20 protein-coding genes are annotated in these 19465 nt (G+C 71.5%); 11 read left to right on the plus strand and 9 right to left on the minus strand.

Annotated features, from left to right (window positions below; translation table 11 throughout):
- Positions 1-110 precede the first annotated feature (110 nt).
- Entirely contained in the window at positions 111-2234 is a 2124-nt protein-coding gene (locus tag ACFYNU_RS23975) for an exo-alpha-sialidase (RefSeq protein WP_356585219.1), read from the plus strand.
- Between the two features lie 27 nt (positions 2235-2261).
- Here the strand turns inward: ACFYNU_RS23975 and ACFYNU_RS23980 are convergent, their stop codons facing one another.
- Positions 2262-2813 carry a TetR family transcriptional regulator gene (locus ACFYNU_RS23980; RefSeq protein WP_356585220.1) on the minus strand — a complete coding sequence of 184 codons (552 nt, stop codon included), beginning with the start codon at positions 2811-2813 and terminating at the stop codon, positions 2262-2264.
- A 137-nt stretch (positions 2814-2950) separates the two neighbouring features.
- Here ACFYNU_RS23980 and ACFYNU_RS23985 point away from each other — a divergent pair, with 137 nt between their 5' ends.
- A complete protein-coding gene (locus ACFYNU_RS23985; RefSeq protein WP_356585221.1) occupies positions 2951-3631 on the plus strand; it encodes an SDR family oxidoreductase in 681 nt (226 codons plus the stop codon).
- Between the two features lie 84 nt (positions 3632-3715).
- Here the strand turns inward: ACFYNU_RS23985 and ACFYNU_RS23990 are convergent, their stop codons facing one another.
- The 3 genes from ACFYNU_RS23990 to ACFYNU_RS24000 form a co-directional block, all read right to left on the minus strand.
- Positions 3716-4381 (minus strand): SDR family NAD(P)-dependent oxidoreductase, encoded by a 666-nt coding sequence (locus ACFYNU_RS23990; RefSeq protein ID WP_356585222.1) that lies wholly within the window; start codon positions 4379-4381, stop codon positions 3716-3718.
- Between the two features lie 35 nt (positions 4382-4416).
- On the minus strand, positions 4417-4794 hold the full coding sequence (locus tag ACFYNU_RS23995; protein WP_356585223.1) for a DUF2255 family protein: 378 nt from the start codon (positions 4792-4794) through the stop codon (positions 4417-4419).
- 149 nt (positions 4795-4943) lie between these two features.
- Positions 4944-5399, minus strand: a complete 456-nt coding sequence (locus ACFYNU_RS24000) for a MarR family transcriptional regulator (protein ID WP_356585224.1) — start codon at positions 5397-5399, stop codon at positions 4944-4946.
- Between the two features lie 170 nt (positions 5400-5569).
- Here ACFYNU_RS24000 and ACFYNU_RS24005 point away from each other — a divergent pair, with 170 nt between their 5' ends.
- Together ACFYNU_RS24005 and ACFYNU_RS24010 are read left to right on the plus strand one after the other, a co-directional pair.
- Positions 5570-7030 (plus strand): MFS transporter, encoded by a 1461-nt coding sequence (locus tag ACFYNU_RS24005; RefSeq protein WP_356585225.1) that lies wholly within the window; start codon positions 5570-5572, stop codon positions 7028-7030.
- Positions 7031-7210: 180 nt separating this feature from the next.
- Positions 7211-7867 (plus strand): response regulator transcription factor, encoded by a 657-nt coding sequence (locus ACFYNU_RS24010; protein ID WP_356585226.1) that lies wholly within the window; start codon positions 7211-7213, stop codon positions 7865-7867.
- Between the two features lie 19 nt (positions 7868-7886).
- On the opposite strand, the gene ACFYNU_RS24015 is transcribed toward ACFYNU_RS24010, so the two are convergent.
- From ACFYNU_RS24015 to ACFYNU_RS24025, 3 genes are all read right to left on the minus strand, one after another.
- Entirely contained in the window at positions 7887-9059 is a 1173-nt protein-coding gene (locus ACFYNU_RS24015) for a glutathione-independent formaldehyde dehydrogenase (RefSeq protein WP_356585227.1), read from the minus strand.
- On the minus strand, positions 9056-9790 hold the full coding sequence (locus ACFYNU_RS24020) for a DUF1275 family protein (protein WP_356585228.1): 735 nt from the start codon (positions 9788-9790) through the stop codon (positions 9056-9058). The genes ACFYNU_RS24015 and ACFYNU_RS24020 overlap by 4 nt, the downstream gene beginning before the upstream one ends.
- Before the next feature lie 154 nt (positions 9791-9944).
- Positions 9945-11777 (minus strand): protein kinase, encoded by a 1833-nt coding sequence (locus tag ACFYNU_RS24025; RefSeq protein WP_356585229.1) that lies wholly within the window; start codon positions 11775-11777, stop codon positions 9945-9947.
- A 208-nt stretch (positions 11778-11985) separates the two neighbouring features.
- Here ACFYNU_RS24025 and ACFYNU_RS24030 point away from each other — a divergent pair, with 208 nt between their 5' ends.
- The 4 genes from ACFYNU_RS24030 to ACFYNU_RS24045 all read left to right on the plus strand — a co-directional run bounded on the left by ACFYNU_RS24030 (position 11986) and on the right by ACFYNU_RS24045 (position 15521).
- Positions 11986-12084 (plus strand): putative leader peptide, encoded by a 99-nt coding sequence (locus tag ACFYNU_RS24030; RefSeq protein WP_356585230.1) that lies wholly within the window; start codon positions 11986-11988, stop codon positions 12082-12084.
- Between the two features lie 175 nt (positions 12085-12259).
- Positions 12260-13285: an aldo/keto reductase gene (locus ACFYNU_RS24035; RefSeq protein ID WP_356585231.1), complete on the plus strand. Its 1026-nt coding sequence runs from the start codon at positions 12260-12262 to the stop codon at positions 13283-13285.
- A 69-nt stretch (positions 13286-13354) separates the two neighbouring features.
- Positions 13355-14431 carry an LLM class flavin-dependent oxidoreductase gene (locus tag ACFYNU_RS24040; protein WP_356585232.1) on the plus strand — a complete coding sequence of 359 codons (1077 nt, stop codon included), beginning with the start codon at positions 13355-13357 and terminating at the stop codon, positions 14429-14431.
- A 64-nt stretch (positions 14432-14495) separates the two neighbouring features.
- Positions 14496-15521 carry a hypothetical protein gene (locus tag ACFYNU_RS24045; protein WP_356585233.1) on the plus strand — a complete coding sequence of 342 codons (1026 nt, stop codon included), beginning with the start codon at positions 14496-14498 and terminating at the stop codon, positions 15519-15521.
- Between the two features lie 61 nt (positions 15522-15582).
- Here the strand turns inward: ACFYNU_RS24045 and ACFYNU_RS24050 are convergent, their stop codons facing one another.
- Together ACFYNU_RS24050 and ACFYNU_RS24055 are read right to left on the minus strand one after the other, a co-directional pair.
- On the minus strand, positions 15583-16608 hold the full coding sequence (locus tag ACFYNU_RS24050) for an iron-containing redox enzyme family protein (protein ID WP_356585234.1): 1026 nt from the start codon (positions 16606-16608) through the stop codon (positions 15583-15585).
- Positions 16592-16900, minus strand: a complete 309-nt coding sequence (locus tag ACFYNU_RS24055; RefSeq protein ID WP_356585235.1) for a CDGSH iron-sulfur domain-containing protein — start codon at positions 16898-16900, stop codon at positions 16592-16594. The genes ACFYNU_RS24050 and ACFYNU_RS24055 overlap by 17 nt, the downstream gene beginning before the upstream one ends.
- Before the next feature lie 131 nt (positions 16901-17031).
- Here ACFYNU_RS24055 and ACFYNU_RS24060 point away from each other — a divergent pair, with 131 nt between their 5' ends.
- The 3 genes from ACFYNU_RS24060 to ACFYNU_RS24070 are packed head-to-tail and all read left to right on the plus strand — an operon-like array spanning position 17032 to position 19437.
- Entirely contained in the window at positions 17032-17367 is a 336-nt protein-coding gene (locus tag ACFYNU_RS24060) for a small hydrophilic protein (RefSeq protein WP_356585236.1), read from the plus strand.
- Entirely contained in the window at positions 17357-18781 is a 1425-nt protein-coding gene (locus ACFYNU_RS24065) for an ATP-binding protein (RefSeq protein WP_356585237.1), read from the plus strand. Before ACFYNU_RS24060 ends, ACFYNU_RS24065 begins: the two co-directional genes overlap by 11 nt.
- Positions 18778-19437, plus strand: a complete 660-nt coding sequence (locus ACFYNU_RS24070) for a response regulator transcription factor (RefSeq protein ID WP_023536688.1) — start codon at positions 18778-18780, stop codon at positions 19435-19437. The genes ACFYNU_RS24065 and ACFYNU_RS24070 overlap by 4 nt, the downstream gene beginning before the upstream one ends.
- Positions 19438-19465 lie beyond the last annotated feature (28 nt).

Here is a 19465-nt window from a genome sequence, read left to right on the forward strand (position 1 = left end):
GGCGTTGATCCGGACCACAGGTGCTGATCCGGACCGTACGCCCGGATCCGGACCGTAACCCCCCGCGCCGGCTCGCTCTCCTCCGTACCGCCCGAAAGGGGTGGCTCACCATGTCCGAAACCGGACCGAAGCGCACCGACATGAACCGCAGATCCTTCGCCCTGGGCGTCGCCGGTGTCTCGGCGACCGCCGCGCTGGGCACCGGGGTCCTGGGCACCACGGCACACGCCGCCGGCCGACGGCCCGCCCCCGTCCGGCATGGCTCCTACTTCCACGAGCGGACCCTGTGGGACTCCGTCGAGGGCCCGCTGGTCAACTACCACGTGCACGCCCTCGCCGTACTGCCCGACGACACCATTCTGGCCGTCACCGAGGGCCGGCACGAGGTGTGCGACGCCGGGCCACGCGATCTGCTGCTGCGCCGCAGCACCGACGGCGGCGAGACCTGGGAGGCGAGCCGCCCCCTCGTCACCTCCGCCGGCGGGGAGTCCTGGGGCAACCCGGCACTGGTGGTGGACCGTCAGACGCGCGAGGTGTTCCTCTTCTACATGCTCTCGCTCCGGCTGCCGCAGAACACCTCCTGCTCGGGCGACTCCGGTGATCTGTACGTGATCTCCAGCCGGGACAGCGGACGGACCTGGGGTCAGGTGCGCAACCTGGCAGGCCTGTTCGACGGGTTTCCCTACAACTGGGCGCTGCACGGCCCCGGCCCCGGCCATGGCCTCCAGCTCGACTCCGGCCGGCTGCTGCTCAACTGCTCGCACCGAAGAGTGATCGTCGGCAACACCGTGGCCGAGCGGTACTACGGCGTCGCGCCGATCTACAGCGACGACCACGGCGCCACCTGGCACGCGACCGGCGAGGTACCCGTCCAGGTCAAGTACCCCATAAACGAGGCGCGGATGGTGCAGCGGGCCGACGGCACCGTGCTCGTGAACGGCCGCGCCGCGGCGGGCGGCGAGGGCCAGCGCATCGTCTCCGTCAGCGCGGACGACGGACTGACCTGGTCACCGCCGGCGTTCGACGGCTCCACCGGCTCGTTCAACGCGGTGGACGCCGGTCTGCTGCGCTACAGCGGCGGCCCCGGCAGCCGCGACACCGACCGGGTGCTGTTCAGCCGCCCCGACTCGCCGGTCAGATACAACATGACGGTGTCGGTCAGTTACGACGAGGGCATCTCGTACCGGTACCAGCGGGTCATCAACGAACGACGCTCCTTCTACTCGGACCTCGCCCGGCTGTCCGACGGCACGATCGTGCTGCTGTACGGCTGCGACGGTGACCTCGCGAGTGCCCCGCGCCGGGTCAACGTCTGCCGCTTCTCGCTCGACTGGCTGACCCGGGGCCGCGACAGCCTGCGCCACGGCCCCCGCCACCGGGAGACCGTGATCGCGCTGGCCGACACGGACCGCGAGGTCACGGGCGGCGCGGTCGACACCGTCGCCGACCCGCTCGCGCGCCGGGGCGAGCGACTGGTCCTCACGCCCCAACAGGTGGGCGGCGCGGCCGAGTTCACCTTCCGGGTACCGCGCGCCGGCGACTACGAGCTGCTGCTCCGGTACCACCGGACGGCGGACGGCGCACTGGCCGCGGTCACCGTGGACGGCACCCGACTGTCCGCCTTCTCGATCGACACCACGGCGCAGTCGGCGGACGGCTACGACCTGGCCCGTATCGGCGCCACCCGGCTGCGCGCCGGACGGCACACCGTGCGGTGCGAGGTGGCGGGTACCGGCCGGGGCGGCGGGACCAGGCTCGGTCTCGACTCGCTCAGCCTGATCGAGGCGCCGGGCTCCGCCGACGTACGCGCCGAGGTGGTCGTGGACAACGACCGGCTCGGCTTCTCGCTCGTAGCGGGCAGCTGGCCCACCGCCACGGCCGATCCCGGCTACTGGGCGGGCAACTACCGTACGGCGCCCGCCGGTTCGGGCGAGCGGTCGGTGCGCTGGCGTCCGGCGGTGCCCCGGGACGGCGTGTACGAGATCCAGACGTCGTACGCCCCGGGCGCCGACCGGGCGGGCAACGCCCCGTACACCGTCGTCCACGCGCGTGGCACCGACACGGTGCGGATCGACCAGCGGGTGGCGGGAGCCACGGAGCCGCGCGGCGGGTCGTGGGTCACGCTCGGCACGTACCGGCTGAGCGGCGGTCTCGCCACGTCCGTCGAGCTGAGCAACGACGCCGACGGCACGGTCGTCGCCGACGCGATCCGACTGCTGGGCCCGCGCACCTGAGGCCCGGAGCCGGGGGCGGGGGTGTCGTTACTTCGACACCTCCGCGCGCGCCGCGGCGAGGAGCGCGTCGGAGAGCGGATCGCCGTCGACGGCGCGGGCCAGGATCAGTGCCCCGACCATCGTGCTGAGCCGGACGAGGCCGTCATCGTCGTCGCCGGCCATCCGCCCCGCGAACTCCCGGACCCCCTCGGCGTAGGTGTGGCGTGCCGCGCTGCCCGCCGCGCCGCGCGCCATGTCGACGGCGAGGCCCGCCGTGGGACAGCCGCCCGCCATGTCGTCGCGGTGCTCGGGGGACAGGTAGTGGTCGATGAACGCGCGGCGCGCCTCCTGGGAGGCGCCTTCGCCCTTCCCCTGGTGGTCGCGCGGCTCGACCCCGTCGAACGCGCGCGCGGTGGCCTCGTCCACGAGGGCTTCCTTGGAGTCGAAGTGCTTGTAGAAGCCGCCGTGGGTGAGCCCGGCGGCCTTCATCAGGTCGGCGACGCTGACACCGGCGGTGCCCTGTTCACGGAAGAGACGGGAGGCGGTGTCGACGATGCGACGGCGGTTCTCCTGCGCCTGTTCCCTCGATACGCGGCCCATCGGCCACCTCCCGGAATAGATGTCTCTCGACATTTATCCTACGCCTCGACCCTTCCCTCGTTAGATGATGAGTGTAATCTAAATGGTGTGGCAGCGGCCCGAAGAAGTCGCGGGCCCACGACGAAGGGAAAAGGATCATGGAGCTGAACAACGCGGTCGCGGTCGTCACCGGCGCCAACCGAGGACTCGGCCGACGTATCGCCGAACAGCTGCTGGAGCGCGGCGCCAAGGTGTACGCCGGAGCCCGCGACCCCGGGACGGTGGACCTGCCCGGCGCCGTACCGCTACGTCTCGACATCACCGATCCGCAGTCCGTCCGTGCCGCCGTCGCCGCCGCGCCCGACGCCACGCTGCTGGTCAACAACGCGGGCATCTCCACCCATACGCCGCTCGTGTACGGCCGGCTCGACCGGATCCGGCTGGAGATGGAGACCCACTTCTTCGGCACGCTTCAGGTCACCCGCGCCTTCGCGCCCGTCATCGAGGGCAACGGCGGCGGCTCGATCCTGAACATCCTCTCCGTGCTGTCGTGGATCCACCCGTCCGGAGTCGGCGCCTACAGCGCGGGCAAGGCCGCGGCGTGGTCGCTGACGGACTCGGTCCGCGAGGAGCTGGAGCCGCGCGGTATCCGGGTGTCCGCCCTGCACGTGGGCTACATGGACACCGACATGGCCGAGGACATCGACCCCGCGCAGAAGACCGACCCGGCCGCCGTCGCGGCGCAGGCCCTGGACGGCCTGGAGAAGGGCGAGCCGGAGATCCTGGCCGACGAACTGACACGCCAGGTCAAGCAGGGGCTGAGCGCGCCGACCGGCTGAGCCGCGCCCGGTCCGTACGGGCCGGTCCGGGGCCGAGGTCCGCGCCGTGCGTCGTGCGCGGCGCGGGTCGTGCGCCGGCGCGGGTCAGGCGTCGAGGGGCTCGGCGTAGTGCCGGAACTCGCCCCGCTCACGGTGCATCGCCCAGAGCCTGTCGGCGAGCAGGGCCGGATCCTTGCGGGGATGGCCGGGGGTGATCGCGCCGGGAATGATGAGCTGCGCCGCGTGGATTCCGTCGTCGGCGAGCGCGTCGTGCAGCATCCGCGCGTAGGCGCTCTCGGCGGCGAAGGCGATCGAGGTGCCCGCGCGCTCGGGCTGCGGCTGGACGGCGGTCCCGCCGTTGATGAACAGCAGAGTGCCGCGCCGCAGGGACCGCATACCGGGAAGCACCTGGCGGACGGCTGTCATCGGACCGACGACAGAGAACGCCAGCGGGCCCTCGATGTCGGCCGGAGACGTCTCCAGGACCGGCTTCATGAAGTCCCTGTGCGGGATCGGGCTGTACTGGAGGACCTCGACCGGGCCGAGGGCCGAGGCCGCCGCGTCCAGGGCGTCGGCGAGCGCGGCCGGGTCGTGGACGTCGGCGGCGAAACCGCGCGCGTTCACGCCCTCGCCGCCGAGGTCGCCGGCAAGCGCGTCGACGTGCTCCTTCGTACGGGAGAGGAGGGCGACGTCGAAGCCCTCACGTCCGAAGCGGCGCGCCACGGCGCCGCCCAGTCCGGGGCCCGCTCCGACGATGGCGATGGTGGTCATAGGGGGTCCTTCGCTCGGGCGCTCGTGCTCCGGATTCAGCGGGGGACGAGCTTGAGGGTCGCGGCGCGGGCGCCGTCGGCCACCATGGGGTCGACGTAACTGTGCCCGAAGCGGGCGTACTTACTGCGGTACGCGGCGTCGATCCGGTCGTTGAGCGCCGGACTGTCCTCCTCGACGAACATGACGTCCTTGTCCACACCACCGGAGCTGATGTGGCCCGCGTGCCGCGCCGTGGCGGCGCGGTACCAGGCGCCGCCGCGACCGCGGTACGCGCGTACGTGCAGGTCGTCGCCCTCGCGGACGACCCAGACGGTGGTCGGGTCGTCCGGTGTGTCGCCGCTGCTCAGAGGGGCGATCCGCAGCTCGTCCGCGTGCTCGATCCTGTTGAGTTCGTCCTTGGTCCAGTTGGCCATGGAAGCGCTCCTTCGTCGGGCCGGCGTATCCGGTTCCACTCCGGCAACCATGACGCGTGACACGCGCCTCCACGAGTCGGCGCCCCTACTGCGTTACTCCGTCCGGGTGACACCCGGACGGGCGGACCGCCGTCGGAGCCGGAGGGGATCTAGAGGCGCGGCCACGGCCTTCCGGCGAGCCGTTCGATGTCCGTGTTGAAGCGCTTGAGATACGCGGCGAACGCGGCGATGTCCTCCTCGGGCCACTCGGACATGACCCGGTCCAGTGACTGGACGATGCCCTCCCGCTCCTCGTCGAGCACGCGGGCGCCGTTGTCCGTGATCCGGAACTTGCGCGCCATCCCGCCGTCGGGATCCGGGATGCGCTCCACGAGCCCCGCGCGCATCGCGGCGGCGGTCTGCCGGTTCAGGGTGGAGGCGTCGAGTCCGAAGGCGTCGCTGAGTTCGCCGATCGACATGGGTCCCTGGAGGCGGATACGGCTGAGCAGGATGTACGCGCTCCGGTCGAGTACCCCGTCCTTCCGGCGTCCGCCTTTCTGATTCAAGTACATGTGGCGGCTGAGCAGCATCTGCTCGTACTCGATCTCGTGCGTGGCCCCGACCATGCCTGTGTCGCCTCCAGCTCTCTCTCGCCGGGCCATTGTCGCACCGCGTCGCAACGTCCCGGACTCCATCGTCTCACGCGTATGCATCCTGCATGTAAGGTGCTCGATACATACGATATGTATGATGCACATGCCTCTTTCGTGTTGGACAGCCCTAGGAGTCCCTCTTCATGGACGCCCCACAACTCACCTCCCGCCCGGGTGGTGTGGTCGCCACGCTGGCGCTCGCCGGCACCACCGCCGCGATCATGCAGACGCTGGTGACCCCGCTCATCGCCGACCTGCCGAAGATCCTCAACACGTCGGCTTCGAACGCCACTTGGGTGATCACGACGACCCTCCTGGTGGCGGCGGTCTGTGTGCCGGTCGTCGGCAGGCTGGGCGACCTGGTCGGCAAGCGCACGATGCTTCTCGTCTGCTCGGTGCCGCTGATCGCCGGCTCCGTGGTGTGCGCGCTCTCGTCCTCCGTCATCCCGATGATCGTCGGACGCGGGCTCCAGGGCATGGGCATGGGCATGGTGCCGCTGGGCATCGCGCTGCTGCGTGACGTCGTTCCCACGGAGAAGCTCAGCTCGTCCATCGCGCTGGTCAGCGCGTCCATGGGGATCGGCGGCGGCCTCGGCCTGCCGATAGCCGCGGCCGTCGCCCAGTACGCGAACTGGCGGGTGCTGTTCTGGGGCTCCGCCGTACTGGCCACGATCATCGGCGCGCTGATCTGGTTCCTGATCCCGAGCGTGCCGGCCAGCGCCAAGGGGCAGCGGTTCGACGCGCCCGGCGCGCTCAGCCTCGGCGCCGGTCTGGTCAGCCTGCTGCTCGCCATCTCCAAGGGGGCCGACTGGGGCTGGGGTTCGGGGACCACGCTCGGTCTGTTCGCCGCCGCCGTCGTACTGCTGGTCGGCTGGGGCATGTGGGAGCTGCGGACGAAGGACCCGCTGGTCGACCTGCGCACCACGGCCCGTCCCCGGGTCCTGCTCACCAACATCGCGTCGATCTTCGTCGGCTTCGCGATGTACGCCAGCATGCTGGTGGCGCCGCAGCTGCTCCAGTTCCCCGAGGCCACCGGCTACGGACTGGGGCAGTCGATCCTCGCGGCCGGTCTGTGGATGGCGCCCGGCGGCCTGATGATGATGGTCGTCTCCCCGCTCGGCGGCAAACTGACCAACGCCTACGGCCCGAAGGTCACCCTCCTCGGCGGAGTCCTGGTCATCGCGGCGGGCTACGCGCTGTCGCTCGTGCTGATGGGCTCCGCGTGGGGAATCATGGTGTCGATCATGGTGACCAGCAGCGGTGTGGGTCTCGCGTACGGTTCCATGCCGGCGCTCATCATGAGTTCCGTCCCGCTCTCGGAGACCGCCGCCGCGAACAGCTTCAACACCCTCATGCGCTCGCTCGGCACATCGATCGGCGCGGCGGTCATCGGCCTGGTCCTCTCCCAGATGACGACCGGCATCGGCGGCTTCAGCATCGCCTCCGAGAGCGGATTCCGTACGGCCCTGCTGATCGGCTGCGGCGTCGCCCTGGTCTCCGCCGCCATCGCGGCGGCCATCCCTGCCGTACGCACCGTCACGGGTGGCCAGGACAAGCCGCTGACGAACTCCGCCGAGCCGGAGAAGACCACGGTCCAGGCATGAACGGCGCCGACGGCCCGACCGCCCCGGGAGCCATGAACTCCCCAGGCACGTCGGGCCGTTGAGCGGACGCGGCCCACGCGAACTCGCCCGACCCCGGCCGGGGCCGCCCTTCGACCCGCCGGTGCCCGCGTCGGAGGCGTACACCCCCGCCGCGGCCGGCATCCGACCGAAGGACGAGAGATGCACCGGGTACTGCTCGCAGGAGGCCGCGCCCTCGTACGCGACGCCTACGCCCGCGTCATCGGGGCGTCCGCCGTGCTCACCCTCCAGGCCCAGACCCCCGGCCTCCCCGACGCCCTGGCCCAACTGCCCACGCTGCGGCCGGATCTCCTCCTGATCGACGCCGAGGCACTGCCCGACCGCCCGATGGCGGCGACCCAGCCGGCCTTGCGGCAGGCCACCGCCTGGACACGGCTCGCCGTCATCGGCACCGTCCCCACCTCGGACATCGTGTACTTCGTGCGCGCCGGGGTGACGGGCATCCTCGGCCGGGACATCGAGGCGCCCCACTTCGTGACGGCTCTCGACCTGGTGAGCGGGGGAGGACTGGTCATCTCCTCTCCCGGCTCACCGCTCGACATCCGCGACGCCCGCGCCGTCGCCCCACCGTCGGCGCTGGAGCATCTCTCCGACCGCGAACGCCAGATCCTCGCCCTGGTCGCCACCCAGCGCGACAACAACGCGCTCGCCCAGCTTCTCGGTCTGAGCCCGCTCACCGTGAAGACCCACGTCAACCGGATCCTGCGCAAACTCGGCGCCACCAGCCGCGCCCATCTCGTCGCCATCGCCTACGAGAGCGGCCTCATCGTCCCCGGTTCGCCGATCCCGCTGTCCTGACCGACGGACCGCCCGGTCCTCATGGCCGGAGCACCGCCTTCACGATGCCGTCGGCGCGGCGGTCGAACGCGTCGTAGAGACCCGGCGCGTCGGCCAGCGAACCGTGATGGGTCACCACCTTCTCGGGGTGCGCCCTGCCGTTCAGCACCAGGTCGCGCAACAGCCGGGTGTAACGGCGGTCGTGGGTACGGCCGAAGCCGACGTGCACACCCTTGTCGAACAGCGTCGCCCACGGCACCCGGATCGATCCGTCGTGGTGCCCCTCGGGCGCCGGGGCGAGGTCCTTGGCCGCGAAGACCCCCGCGACACCGAGCGATCCGGCGGGATTGACCAGCCGCGCGAGATCGTCGACGACCTGACGCGGATTCTCCCGCCCCGGGGTGGCGCGGTCACGCGCCTGGAAACCGACCGCGTCGATCCCGCAGTCCACCCCGTCCATGCCTTCCTCCCCGGGCGGCAGCCCGCGCTCGCGCCGGTGCTCGCGGATCCACAGGACCGGGTCGCCGTAGGTGAAGTCCACCGGTACGGCGCCGAACTCGGCCGCCACGGCCAGCCGTTCGGCGATGTGGTCCACCACGTAGACCTGACCGGCGCCACGGATGACGGCCGAGTGCGCGGCCAGCAGCCCGATCGCCCCGGCGCCGAACACGGCGACGGTGTCGCCCGGCCCCACCCGGGCCAGTTCGGTGGCGTGCCAGCCCGTCACGAACGCGTCCGCCAGCAGCACGAACGCGTCCTCGTACCGGTCGCCCGGCTCGCCGGGCAGCGGTACACAGTTGGCGTCCGCGTACGGCACGCGCAACAGCTCGGCCTGTGCGCCCCGGTACGGTCCCATACCCGCGTACCCGTACGCGGCACCGAAAGCTCCCGGCCTGATCCGGGAGCACGCGGCGGACCGCCCGCGGGCGCAGTTGGGACAGACACCGCAGAACAGATGGGTGGGCATCACGACCCGGTCGCCCCGCGCGACCTGCGTGACGGCGGCGCCGGTCCGCTCCACCACACCCAGCGGCTCATGACCCAGCACCAGTCCGGGCTCCGCGCCCGTACGGCCGTCGTACATATGCAGATCGGTGCCGCACAAGGCGCTGGAGGTGATGCGTACCAGCGCGTCCGTCGGCTCCAGCAGGGCCGCGTCCTCGACCTCGTGAACGGACACCCGGCGGGTGCCGTCGTAGACCACGGCCTTCATGAGATGCCTCCTGTCGTCGGCGCTTCGGGGGAGGACCGGTGCGGACGGGGGGAGAGCGCCGCGCACGCCAGTGCCGCCGACGCCCAGAACAGCGGCACGACCATCGCCCACGGCGCGGACGCCGCGTACACCAGCGCGGCGACGGCCGCCCCGGCGGTGAGCGCGAGCAGCCTCGCCAGCGAACCCAGATCCGCGCGCCGCCCGCCCCCGGGGCCGACGGCGCGCACGACCACCTGGGTGAGGGTGCCGGTGAAGTACGTCCCCGGCCCGCCAGCCGCGCCCGCCCCGGCCAGCGCGGCGGACTGCATCCCCATGGCGACGGCGACCGCGACGAGCACGACGTCGAGCCACGGCTGCGCGGGCGCCCCGCCGGCCGCGCCCCAGGCGACGGCGACGGCAGCCAGGACGGCGACCTCGACGGCGAGCCAGCGCACGACGGCGCGTGGCCAGTGCCTCTCCGGCTCCTCCGGCCGCCGCCGGGCGAACGGCGCCACGGCCGCGACGCCCGCCACATAGCCCGCCAGCGCCAGCAGCGGCGCGGCCGGCCCGCCCTCGTCACCGGTCCCGCTCAGCGAGAGTCCCAGCAGCACGAGATTGCCGGTCATCACACCGGCGAAGACCCGCCCCAGCGCGATGAACGCCAGCACGTCCACCGCGCCCGAGGCCCCCGCGAACAGGATCAGCGCACCCCACTGGGCGGCTCCCGGGCGCACCGGTCCGGTCGTCGACACCCCGTCACCGCCTCCGCGTCCGCTGCCCGAAGAGGCCACCAATACGGTGTCGGGACCGGCCCCGCAGCACGCCGGGCCGATCCCGCCGACCGGCTCACCCGCCCGGCGCACGCCGTGACGCGGGGACGGCCGGGCGGGACTTTCCGGACCCGTCCTAGTCCTCCGGCTTGGCCTCTTCCGCGTTCCGCCAGATCGTGAGGTCGAAGGTGACGTACGTCGAGCCCTCGGCGCCGCCCTTGCCCTTGTACGTCGCGACCGCGATATGGCCCGCGTCGCTGAGCACACAGAACTCCGACCCGGAACTGAGCTGGTCGAGGGTGATCCGCTCGGTGAAGCGGGTCTCCGTGCGGCAGGTCTCCAGGGAGCCCTTCTGCGAGTTGTTCAGCAGGATGAACTTGCCGTTGTCGGTTCCGATGTAGTTGTTGTCCCCGAACAGGCTGTCCACGTAGTAGTACAGATCTCCGCCGCTGTAGGACACATCCTCGTCCGCCGGCCGCGGAGGGTTGTCGGCGAGCATGATCTGGTAGCTCTCGGTGATGTCGATGCCGTTGTACGTGGCCGGCTTCGGGTCGGGCCGCTTCTTCTCCGCGTCCGTGCCCGAGGGCTCGCTGTCGGCCGAGCTGTCACCGGTGCCGCCCGTGCTACTGGTGCTGCCGCTGGGCGACTTGGACTCGTCGTCCTTCGCGGAGCCGTCCGGCAGCAGTGAGCCGATGACCCCGAGGACGACGATCGCGCCGACGACCGAGGCGGCGACGATCAGCCCGGTCCGCTTCTTCTTGGGCTGCTGCGGGGGCACATAGGGAGCGTGGACGACCGGCGGCGGGGTGTGGTGGTAGCCGGGCGAGGAGTGCTGCATCGGGTAGCCGGGCGGCGGAGTGTGATGGCCCTGGGTGGGGTGCCCCGGATAACCGGGTGCTCCCGGCACCGGGCCGGGTGCTCCCGGCCCCGTCTGCGACGGCGCGGGTGTGGCGAAACCGGTGGGCGCGTACGGGTTCACCGTGCCGGGCGCCGTCGGCTGCGGCGAGAACTGCGTCGGCGTCGGCGCGATCGTGGGCATCGGCGGCGGGGTCTTCGCCGGCTCGGGCAGCCGCAGCCGCTCGGTGATCGATCCGGCGACCGCCTGCGGCAGCCAGTCCTCGCCCTGGCGCAACGGGACGGGCGAGATCTCGTGGCACAGCTCGATGATCTCCGTCAGGCTCGGCCGGCCCTCGGATTCGCGCGTCAGACAGCGGGTCACCAGGGGCAGCAGCTCCGCCGGCACCCGGCTGAGGTCGGGATCCTCGTGCACGATCCGGTAGAGCACCGCGTGCGACGACCCCTCGCCGTACGCCGGGGAACCGATCGCGGCGAAGGCCGCGATCTGGCCGAGCGCGAAGATGTCGGTGGCGGGGGAGACCGTACCGGCCGACGCCTGTTCGGGCGCCATGAACGACGGGGTGCCCACGCTGACACCGGTGCCGGTGAGGGCGGTGGTGTCGGCGGCGCGGGCGATACCGAAGTCGATCACGCGGGGGCCGTCGGAGGCGAGAAGCACGTTGGCGGGCTTCAGATCGCGGTGGACTATTCCCGCGCCGTGGATCACATGAAGGGCCTCGGCGACTCCGACGGACAGCAGCAGCACACTCCGCAGCGGCAGCGCGCCGTGCTGGGCCACCGCGTGCGCGAGGGACGGACCCGGTACGTACGCCGTGGCGAGCCAGGGCTGCGTGCCCTCGGTGTCGGAGTCGATGACCGGCGCGGTGTACAGACCCTGCACCCGCTGCGCGGCCTGGACCTCGCGCTGGAAGCGCCTGCGGAACTCGGGGTCCTCGCTGAACTCCGGCCGGATCACCTTGAGCGCGATGGGCCGGCCGCCGGGGGTGTAGGTGAGATACACCTTGCCCATGCCGCCCGTGCCGAGCACGGCCGCGAGACGATATCCGCCGACAACGGCCGGGTCGCCTTCCTCAAGTGGTTTGAACAGGTTGGCGGAAGGTGTGCTGGTCATGGTCGATCATCCCCTGTTGACGGCAGTTGAGCGCCTGCCGAAGCCCCGAAGTCAACCGGGAGCGTACCGACTTTTCGTACCGCTCCTTCGCCACGCGGCGCAACAACCCTGCAACAACCCGTCCCCGGCGCCCCCTCGGCCGGTCCGCGCACGTGTATCCCCGGCCGCTGCGCTCATTGCCAGGATCCTTCGCTTCGCTTACCTTTGCATGGTGCATCCAGGTGTCAGGCTCGTCACGCGCATTCACGTCGACCTTCTGCGGTCGGCCAGCGCGCTCTGTCTTCGGTCCCACCTGACTTCCCGCTGACGTCCAGTCGCGCTCCCTTCGCACCTTTCCCGCCTTTTTCACCTTTCTGCTGATCCCCCTTCTTTCTCCTTTTCCTCCCACCGCGCCCTGACGCGCCGTGGGTTGTCGCTTTCCGCCGCCCGCGGGCGCTCCGTGCTGCCCGCGAGCGGCGACTTCCGGAAAGGCATCACCTGTCATGGCCTACCGAGCCGCCGACGACCGCTACGAGAAGCTGCCTTACCGCCGCGCGGGCGGCAGCGGTCTCGCCCTGCCCGCTCTCTCCCTCGGCCTCTGGCAGAAGTTCGGCGACGACTTCCCGTTCGACACCCAACGGGACATCGTGTTGCGGGCGTTCGACCTCGGAATCACCCACTTCGATATCGCGAACCGTTACGGACCGCCGTTTCGCGCGGCGGAGAAGTTCTTCGGACGCCTCGTCAGAAGCGACCTGGCGCCCTACCGCGACGAAATCCTGATCTCGACCAAGGCGGGCAACGCGCTCGGGGACAGCCCCTATCTCAAGGGCGGCTCGCGCAAATCACTCCTGGCCTCGCTCGACCACAGCCTGCGCGACCTCGGTGTCAGTTACGTCGACGTCTTCTACTCGCACCGCCCCGACCCCACGACTCCGCTGGAGGAGACCGTGGGAGCCCTGGTGGGCGCGGTCGAGCAGGGCAAGGCGCTGTACGTCGGCATCTCGAACTATCCCGCCGAACTGGCCCATGAGGCGGCCGAGTTGCTGCGCGGCGCGAACGTCCCGCTGCTGCTGCACCAGCCGCGCTACTCCATGTTCGACCGGACCCCCGAGACCGGCGGCCTGCTCAAGGTGGCGGCCGACGACGGCACCGGCGTGATCGTGTACTCGCCGCTCGCCCAGGGACTGCTCACCGACAAATACCTGGACGGGACCGTACCCGCCGACGCCCGCGCCGCGACCAGCCGTTTCCTGTCGCCCGACGACATCAGCGACGTCTACCGCGAACGGGCCCGCGCCCTCAACGACATCGCCACCAAGCGTGGCCAGTCCCTCGCCCAGCTGGCACTCCAGTGGGTGCTGCGCCGGCCGGAGGTCACCAGCGCCCTCATCGGGGCGAGTTCGACCTGGCAGCTCGACCACAACATCAGGGCGGCGACCGACTTCCCGCCGCTGACCGGCGAGGAACTGGCGCTGATCGACCAGTACGCCGTCCACGGGACGGGCCTGCCCCCGCGCCGTGGCTGACAGGGGCGCGTACGACCGGGCCCGAGGCCACCAGCAGGACAACGCCCGACAGCGAATCGGAGTACTGACATGAGTGACGAATATCTCTGGTACATCCCCAACACCGTCGAGCCCGGCCACCGCGGCGACGACACCGCCGACGGGTGGGGCACGCTCGGCTTCTCCACCGAGATCGCCCGCGCCGCCGAGGCGCACGGCTGGGGCGGAGCCCTCATCGGTACGGGATGGGGCCGGCCGGACACCTTCACCGTGGCCACCGCGCTCGCCGCCCGCACCACCACCTTCAAACCACTGGTGGCGATACGGCCCGGCTACTGGCAGCCCGCGCACTTCGCGAGCGCCGCCGCCACCCTCGACCAGCTCAGCGGCGGACGTCTGCTGGTCAACATCGTCAGCGGCCTCGACAACGCCGGGGCGTACGGCGACGGCGAGAGCGACCCGGCCCGCCGCTACGACCGCACCCGGGAATTCCTCCAACTCGTGCGCCGGCTCTGGACGGAGGAACACGTCACCTTCCGGGGCGAGTTCTTCGGTGTGGAGGACTCGACGGTGAGCCCGCGCCCGTACGGCGCCGAGAACGGCCGTACCCCCAGGCTCTACTTCGGCGGCGCCTCCCCGGCGGCGGAGGCGGTCTCCGCCACCGAGGCCGACGTCCAGCTGTTCTGGGGCGAACCGCTCGACGGCGTGGCCGAGCGCATCGACCGTCTCAAGAAGCTGAGCGAGTCCCTGGGCCGTACCCACGCACCGCTGGAGTTCGGCCTGCGCATCACGACGCTGATCCGCGACACCAGCGAGGAGGCCTGGCACGACGCCGAGGCGAAGGTGGCCAAGCTGGCCGGCGCGCCCCGTGACGCGACGATGGACAACGGGCGCCGGCGGGCCGTCGGCCAGCAACGGCTCTACGACCTCGCCGAACGCGGCGAGGTGCTGGACTCCTGCCTCTACACCACCCCCGGCCGGGTCGGCGGCGGGGGCGCCGGGACCACCTGGCTGGTCGGCTCCCCGGACGAGGTGGCCGCCGCCCTGCGAGCCTACGGCGAACTCGGCATCACCCACTTCGTCCTCTCCGACACCCCGTACAGGCCGGAAGTCGCCCGCGTCGGCGACCAACTGCTCAGCCGGCTTCGGGAACACGCCCCCGTGTGACGGCCGCGTCGGCGATGATGAGGGCACGCCGCCGGGGGAGCGGCGTGCCTTGGGGGGGGCTTCGATGGACGACGACGGCGCTGTGGTGCGCGAGATACGGGTACGGACCGGCGAGGTGCGGTCGCTCGTGTGGGACGGGGACGATCTGCTGGACCCGGTGGGCGGTTGGCGCCGCTGGTCGGCCGACGGAAGGGAACACCGGCGTACTCGGCGGAGGTTCGCGGAGATGTACGACCGCGCCGTCACGTCACCGTCCGGCCGGTGGACCGTCGTGTACGGCGAGCGGGGTACGCGCGGCCTGCTGCTCGACGGGCGGCGGGTGGTCCGGGAACTGCGCCGGGACGACGAGCAGGCCGATGCCTTCGACTATCCGGTGGGCCTGGGGGAGTTGCCCGACGGCAGGGAAGTGCTGGTGCACTGCCCCGAGCGCTACGACCTGCTCCTGATCGAGGACGTCGCCACGGGTGAACGCCTGGCGGCGGGATCCCGGGAGGAGATGTCGAACCTGTTCCACTCGCGGCCGGCGGTCAGTCCGGGCGGCCGGTGGCTGATGACGGCGGGCTGGGTGTGGCATCCGGCAGCCATCTGCGACGTGCACGACCTGGACCGGGTCCTGACCGACGCCTCGGTGCTGGACGCGGACGGCATCCTCGACCTCCTGTCGCTGAGCCATGCCGAGGTGGACTCCGCCTGCTGGCTCGACGGCGACCGGCTGGCCGTGGTCGCCGGCGACATCGGCTGGTATCCCGAGATGGACGACGAGTCGGGTGAAGGGAGGGGGCAGGGACCGCGTCAACTCGGCGTGTGGTCCTGCTCCTCGGCGACCTGGCTCCACCGCCACGACATACCCGGGCCGTTCGGCGCGATCCTCGGCTGCGGCGAGGCGGTCCTCGCGCTGTACGGATATCCGCGCCTCTACGACATCCGTACGGGCGAGCTGGTCGCGCGCTGGCCGCGGCTGGCCACGTCCCGGCAGGAGGGTCCGTACGGGGTGACCCACATCCCGACACCCGTCGCCGCCGTGCACCCGGACGGCACCCGGGTGGCACTGGCGGTGGAGAGCGGCATCGCCGTCATCGGCCTCCCGTGAGGCCGGCACCGTCACGACAGGCACCGTCACGACGGGCGCCGTCAGGACAGGACGGGCACCTTCACGACGGCAGCGGGCCGCGCAGGGCGCTGCGTCCGGCGCGCCAGGCGTCCAGCAGATACGCCGCCAGCCGGTCCTCCAGCAGCACGGTGGCCCGGACGCCGAACGCGACATCGGACTCCAGCTGCGGCTCGTCGGCCAGCAGGCCCGCGACGACCTCACGCCGGACGACCTGCTCATGGACGGCGTCCGCCTCCACATGCTCGGCGTAGAAGCGCTCGGCGGCGGCGCCCGCACCGGTCCGCCGCATGGCGTGCGCCAGCCGCCGCGAGCCCGGCGACGAGGTCACCTCCACCGTGGCGAAATGACCCACGAGAGCGCCGCGCGACGCCCGCCGCAGCCCGAGCGCGGACATCAGATTGACGGTGGCCAGCGCCTGCGCGGGCGCCACGTCCACATAGCGCCCGTAGCGGATGTCCAGCCCCAGATCCTCCATGAGATCGGCGAAGAGCCGCGCGTGCAGGGCCTCCGCATGCCCCGCGCCGTACTCGTCGTACTCGACGGCCACCATTCCCGCCTTCGCCCGGCCGTGCAGCCGGGGGATGACCCACGCGTGCGGGTCACCCTCCTTCAGGTGGTAGACCGAGCGCAGCGCCGCGTACTCGCGCAGCTGGTCCCGGGTGCCCGCCCGGTCCAGGAAGTGGGTCATGCTCGTCCCGTCGTCCCCCACCGGCTCGACAAGCAGCTCCGCCAGCGCGTCGTCCGCGCTGTCCGCGTGGTCGCCTCCGGGCACGGCGTCCCGTACGGCCCCGATAAACCGGTCCTCCAGGTCGCGGCGCACCCGCAGCAGCTCCGGGTCCCACTCCGACCGGTCGTCGACCCCGTCGAAACCCTGGTAGTGCAGCTCGTACAGGACGTACAGGGCCAGTTGCAGATCGTCACCGAACGGGTCCGCCCCGGCCACGGACCCCGGCGGGAGCGCCACGGCCGTCCCGTCGCCCAGCGCCACGCGTACGGCGGCCGAGACCGGGCCCCGGGCCTCCGGCAGCGGCGGGCTCAGCGCGCGTGACTCACGGTACGTCGCCACGGCCGGTCCCCTCCGTGCGGTCGCCGGGCGGGCCTGAGCGCCCGTCGTCCCGGACCCGGCGGCGGTGGCTGGTGTCGCACCACGGGTAGGAACGGCTGCGGCGGCAGACACACAGGGCGACGACGAAGCGGTCCGAGACGAACGTGTTCCCCGCCTCGTCCACCACCTCCACCGGCCCCTCGACGAGGACGGGTCCCTCGCGGCTGACGGCGACGCGGCGCGGGCGTCGTCGTGGGTGCTGGGACGCGTTCGACATCGTGGACCACCAACTCCCCGAACCGAGGTACCTCATCTCCCCAAGCTCCTCCTCCCCCCGGAAACCCACCACCCGAGACGGTGCGCGGCCGGGACCGGGGGCCTTCATGAAGAAATCCTCATCCCGGCTTCATGCTGGCCGTCGGCCCGCTCGCCAGGATGAACCGCATGGCCTTCTCACCTCGTCTGGCGGCCCTGGCGGCGGTCGTCGCCATCCCGCTCGGCATCGCAGCGACCAGCTACGCTATGACCGACAGTCCCGACGCGCCCAAGGTGCCCCCCGGCGTACAGCTCTCCAACACGCCGAGTGGCACGCCGAGCGGCACACCGGACGACCGGCGGAGCACCGGACCTGGGTCTTCGCCCACGGGCTCGTCCACCGGTTCGCCCACGGGTCCATCCACCGCTTCGCCGGGCGGGACCTCCGACGACGACGTCGTACCGGGGCCGTCGGCCGGCAACGGTGACGACGACGATGACGACGACTTCGGTGATGACGGTTGACGTTCCGAGGGTTTCCGCGCGGGTGCGGATTCTGCTCTGGCTGCTGGTGGTGATGGCGGTGGCCCTCGGGGCCGTGGCCGTCACGGTGCGCTCGATCCTCCACCGGGATGTGGAACACCGCATCAGCCAGTTGCTGTCGCAGGAGACGGGCGAGTTCGCCAACTTCGTGGTCCAGGGCGTGGACCCGGCCACCGGCAAGAGCTTCGGTGACTCGCGCACCCTGCTCCAGACCTTTCTGCAACGCCAGTACGCCGACCGGGACGAGGAGTTGCTGGGCCTGCCCCGCTCCTCCGCGAGCCGGTCCGAGATCGTCCGGCAGCGCCGGGACATTCCCGACAGCGTCGCCCTGTGGCGGGACAGCCAGGGGCTCAACCGGATCCTCGCGGCCAAGGGCTCCTCCGGCACACTGCACCGCGCGCAAGGAGAACTGCGCTGGGCCAAGGTCACCATCCGGCCGCTCGGTGACGAACCTCCCGGCGCCCTGGTCGTCGCCTTCCACGCGGACCGCGAACGGGCCGTCGCCGACAAGACGTTCTGGACGCTGCTGGCCCTGTCGGGCATGGCGCTCGTCCTGGCGAGCGGTATCGGCTGGGCCGTCGCCGGCCACATCCTGGCGCCCGTCCGTCTCGTACGCAAAACCGCCGCCGAGCTGACCGAGCGGGATCTCACCCGGCGTATCCCCGTCGAGGGCCGTGACGACATCGCCGCGCTCGCCGAGACGTTCAACGGCATGCTCGACCGGCTGGAGCAGGCGTTCGCCGCGCAACGGGTCTTCGTGGACGACGCGGGACACGAACTGCGTACGCCCATCACCATCGTGCGCGGGCATCTGGAACTGATGGGCGACGATCCGGCCGACCGGGAGGAGACCATCCGTCTCGTCACGGACGAACTCGACCGGATGAGCCGCATCGTTGAGGACCTGCTGCTGCTCGCACGGGCCGAACGGCCCGACTTCGTCAGCCCGGAACCGGTCCAGCTCGCCGAGCTGACCGCCGACGTCTTCGTCAAGGCCCGCACACTCGGCGAGCGCGAGTGGCTGCTCGACACGGTGGCCGACCTCGAGGCACCGCTCGACCCGCAGCGGATCACCCAGGCGATGGTCCAGCTCGCCCAGAACGCCGTCCAGCACACGGTGCCCGGCCAGCGGATACGCATCGGCTCCCAGGAGTACGGCGACCGGATCGAGCTGTACGTCGCCGACAACGGCCCCGGTATCCCGCCGCAGGACGCCGAGGTGATCTTCGAGAGATTCCGGCGCGGCACCGCCCGCCGGGGCGCCCGCACCAGCGGCGCCGGACTCGGACTGGCCATCGTCAAGGCGATCGCGGAAGGCCACCACGGCCGGGTCGAACTGCGCCGTACCGACGGTGGCGGCGCCACCTTCGTACTCATTCTGGAGACGGGCTCATGAACCGAATTCTGATCGCCGAGGACGAGGAACGGATCGCCTCCTTCGTGGAGAAGGGGCTCCGGGCCAACGGCTTCACCACCGTCGTCGCCGACGACGGCGACTCCGCGCTGCACCACGCCGTGTCCGGCGGCTTCGACCTGGTGCTCCTGGACATCGGGCTGCCGGGGCGGGACGGCTTCACCGTCCTGCGGGAGATGCGCGAGGCGCGCGTCACGCTGCCCGTCATCGTGCTGACGGCCAGGGACTCCGTACGCGACACCGTGGCCGGGCTCGAAGGCGGCGCCGACGACTGGATGACCAAGCCGTTCCGCTTCGAGGAACTGCTGGCCAGGGTGCGGCTGCGGCTGCGCACGGCGGCGCGGGCGCCGGAGGTCACCATGCTGCGCAGCGGCAGCCTCAGCCTCGATCTGAGGACACGGCGAGCGCGGGCCGACGAGCGGACCGTGGATCTGACGGCCCGTGAGTTCGTGCTGCTGGAGATGTTCCTGCGCCACCCCGGCCAGGTGCTGTCGCGCGAGCAGATCCTCTCCCACGTATGGGGTTACGACTTCGACCCCGGCTCCAACATCGTGGACGTCTATGTGCGGGCGCTGCGGCGCAAGCTGGGCGCCGAGCGGCTGGAGACGATACGGGGCATGGGCTACCGCATGCCGTGAACGCGGCCCGCCCACCAGGGCACTTCGC

Origin of the sequence: Streptomyces sp. NPDC006643, assembly GCF_042870175.1 — a bacterium.
In the GTDB taxonomy this organism is placed as follows: Bacteria; Actinomycetota; Actinomycetes; order Streptomycetales; family Streptomycetaceae; genus Streptomyces.

Excerpts from the sequence above, each read along its gene's own strand:
- ACFYNU_RS23975 (WP_356585219.1), top strand. The coding sequence starts at position 111 with ATGTCCGAAACCGGACCGAAGCGCACCGACATGAACCGCAGATCCTTC.
- ACFYNU_RS23980 (WP_356585220.1), bottom strand. The coding sequence starts at position 2,813 with ATGGGCCGCGTATCGAGGGAACAGGCGCAGGAGAACCGCCGTCGCATC.
- ACFYNU_RS23985 (WP_356585221.1), top strand. The coding sequence starts at position 2,951 with ATGGAGCTGAACAACGCGGTCGCGGTCGTCACCGGCGCCAACCGAGGA.
- ACFYNU_RS23990 (WP_356585222.1), bottom strand. The coding sequence starts at position 4,381 with ATGACCACCATCGCCATCGTCGGAGCGGGCCCCGGACTGGGCGGCGCC.
- ACFYNU_RS23995 (WP_356585223.1), bottom strand. The coding sequence starts at position 4,794 with ATGGCCAACTGGACCAAGGACGAACTCAACAGGATCGAGCACGCGGAC.
- ACFYNU_RS24000 (WP_356585224.1), bottom strand. The coding sequence starts at position 5,399 with ATGGTCGGGGCCACGCACGAGATCGAGTACGAGCAGATGCTGCTCAGC.
- ACFYNU_RS24005 (WP_356585225.1), top strand. The coding sequence starts at position 5,570 with ATGGACGCCCCACAACTCACCTCCCGCCCGGGTGGTGTGGTCGCCACG.
- ACFYNU_RS24010 (WP_356585226.1), top strand. The coding sequence starts at position 7,211 with ATGCACCGGGTACTGCTCGCAGGAGGCCGCGCCCTCGTACGCGACGCC.
- ACFYNU_RS24015 (WP_356585227.1), bottom strand. The coding sequence starts at position 9,059 with ATGAAGGCCGTGGTCTACGACGGCACCCGCCGGGTGTCCGTTCACGAG.
- ACFYNU_RS24025 (WP_356585229.1), bottom strand. The coding sequence starts at position 11,777 with ATGACCAGCACACCTTCCGCCAACCTGTTCAAACCACTTGAGGAAGGC.
- ACFYNU_RS24030 (WP_356585230.1), top strand. The coding sequence starts at position 11,986 with ATGGTGCATCCAGGTGTCAGGCTCGTCACGCGCATTCACGTCGACCTT.
- ACFYNU_RS24035 (WP_356585231.1), top strand. The coding sequence starts at position 12,260 with ATGGCCTACCGAGCCGCCGACGACCGCTACGAGAAGCTGCCTTACCGC.
- ACFYNU_RS24040 (WP_356585232.1), top strand. The coding sequence starts at position 13,355 with ATGAGTGACGAATATCTCTGGTACATCCCCAACACCGTCGAGCCCGGC.
- ACFYNU_RS24045 (WP_356585233.1), top strand. The coding sequence starts at position 14,496 with ATGGACGACGACGGCGCTGTGGTGCGCGAGATACGGGTACGGACCGGC.
- ACFYNU_RS24055 (WP_356585235.1), bottom strand. The coding sequence starts at position 16,900 with ATGAGGTACCTCGGTTCGGGGAGTTGGTGGTCCACGATGTCGAACGCG.
- ACFYNU_RS24060 (WP_356585236.1), top strand. The coding sequence starts at position 17,032 with ATGGCCTTCTCACCTCGTCTGGCGGCCCTGGCGGCGGTCGTCGCCATC.
- ACFYNU_RS24065 (WP_356585237.1), top strand. The coding sequence starts at position 17,357 with ATGACGGTTGACGTTCCGAGGGTTTCCGCGCGGGTGCGGATTCTGCTC.
- ACFYNU_RS24070 (WP_023536688.1), top strand. The coding sequence starts at position 18,778 with ATGAACCGAATTCTGATCGCCGAGGACGAGGAACGGATCGCCTCCTTC.